Origin of the sequence: Actinokineospora enzanensis DSM 44649, assembly GCF_000374445.1 — a bacterium.
GTDB classification, from domain to species: domain Bacteria; phylum Actinomycetota; class Actinomycetes; order Mycobacteriales; family Pseudonocardiaceae; genus Actinokineospora; species Actinokineospora enzanensis.
This window is the reverse complement of record NZ_KB894485.1, coordinates 1-1,573: the sequence shown is the minus strand read 5'-3', so window position 1 is coordinate 1,573 and position 1,573 is coordinate 1. Positions and strand designations below refer to the sequence as shown.

At 70.0% G+C, this 1,573-nt stretch carries 2 protein-coding genes; both read right to left on the bottom strand.

Going from position 1 to position 1,573, the window contains the following annotated elements:
- Positions 1 to 147: 147 nt before the first annotated feature.
- Positions 148 to 507 (bottom strand): STAS domain-containing protein, encoded by a 360-nt coding sequence (locus tag C503_RS43995; RefSeq protein WP_084477527.1) that lies wholly within the window; start codon positions 505 to 507, stop codon positions 148 to 150.
- An 89-nt stretch (positions 508 to 596) separates the two neighbouring features.
- Positions 597 to 1,394 carry a phosphate ABC transporter ATP-binding protein gene (locus tag C503_RS0137010; protein WP_026317081.1) on the bottom strand — a complete coding sequence of 266 codons (798 nt, stop codon included), beginning with the start codon at positions 1,392 to 1,394 and terminating at the stop codon, positions 597 to 599.
- Positions 1,395 to 1,573: the final 179 nt, after the last annotated feature.

Below are 1,573 nucleotides of genomic sequence, written 5' to 3'. Positions count from 1 at the left end.
CCACCACGCGGGATCGCGCCGGTCTCTTCCCACCCGATTTCGTTCGGCCCCCCGGGCCGCACGAAATCGGGTGGGAAGAGACCGGCTAAAGGCGATCCCGCCGCGAGGCGAAGCCGAGCCAACAAACACAGCACCGGGCTAATACATCTAGGGACGATCCCGCCGCTGCGGCGGAGCCGCAGCCAACGACCCAGTGACTTTCAGGCGAGTATTCATCTCGCTCGCATCCAACACCCGCGACACCGCCGCGGACACATCCACCAACCGCAGCCACCCACCGGACCGTTCCAGCCTGCGCTGCGTGGCCAGGAGCGCGTTGAGCCCCGCGCACCCGAAGAACTCCGCATCGGACAGATCGACGATCAACCCCGGCCGCGCGACCCGCTGTTCCGCGACCGCACCCAGCAGGAACCGCTCCAGGATGCCTGCCGCCAGCAGATCGACCTCGCCCCCGATGGCCACCAGCACCACCCCGGGCGCGGGCGCCGGGTCCAACCGAAGATCCACCGAACCCCCAGAGTCGCCCCCACGAACCGGTACCGATCACCCACGCTACCCGTGGGACCCGGCCGCGGACGACCCCTCGTTCGGGTTACTCAGCCGAACCGGCCGTGCACGTAGTCCGAGGTGCGCTGGTCGCTGGGCGCGCCGAAGATCCGGTCGGTCGGTCCGGCCTCCACGATCACCCCTGGGGTGCCCTGCTCGGCGAGGAAGAACGCGCACTGGTGCGAGACCCGGGCCGCCTGCTGCATGTTGTGCGTGACGATCACGATGGTCACCTCGTGCGCCAGCTCGGCGATCGTCTGCTCGATGCGCCGGGTCGAGGTGGGGTCCAGGGCCGAGCACGGCTCGTCCATCAGCAGCACCTGCGGCCGCACGGCCAGCGACCGGGCGATGCACAGCCGCTGCTGCTGACCGCCGGAGAGCGCGCCGCCGGGCTGGCGCAGCCGGTCCCGGACCTCGACCCACAGTCCGGCCTTGGTCAGGCACTCCTCGACCAGCTGGTCGCGCTCGGCGCGGGAGGCCTTGACGCCGGTGAGCTTCAGGCCTGCCACCACGTTGTCGTAGATCGACATCGCCGGGAACGGGTTGGGCTTCTGGAACACCATGCCGATCTGCTTGCGGGCGTCGGTGAGCTTGCGGCCCGCGTCGTAGATGTCGGCGCCGGAGAGCAGGACCTCGCCCGCGAGTGAGGCGCCGGGGATCAGCTCGTGCATGCGGTTGAGGGTGCGGAGGAAGGTGGACTTGCCACAGCCGGAGGGGCCGATGAGGGCGGTCACGGAACCGCCGGGCATGTCCAGGGAGACGCGGTCGAGGACCTTGCGTTCGCCGAACCAGGCGGAGATGGAGCGGGCCTCCAGGGTGGCGTGGGTGGTGGCGGTTGCCGCGGTCACTGGGAACTCGCGGGTCGCCTGGTCGCCTGGGAGGAGGGCTGGTTCGGTCACGGGGGGCTCCTGGAGGGAAGGGATAACGGCTGGTGCTGTGTTTATTGGCTCGGCTTCGCCTCGCGGCGGGATCGCCTTCAGCCGATCTCTTCCCACCCGATCCCACTCGGCCCTGGGGGCCTCCTGGG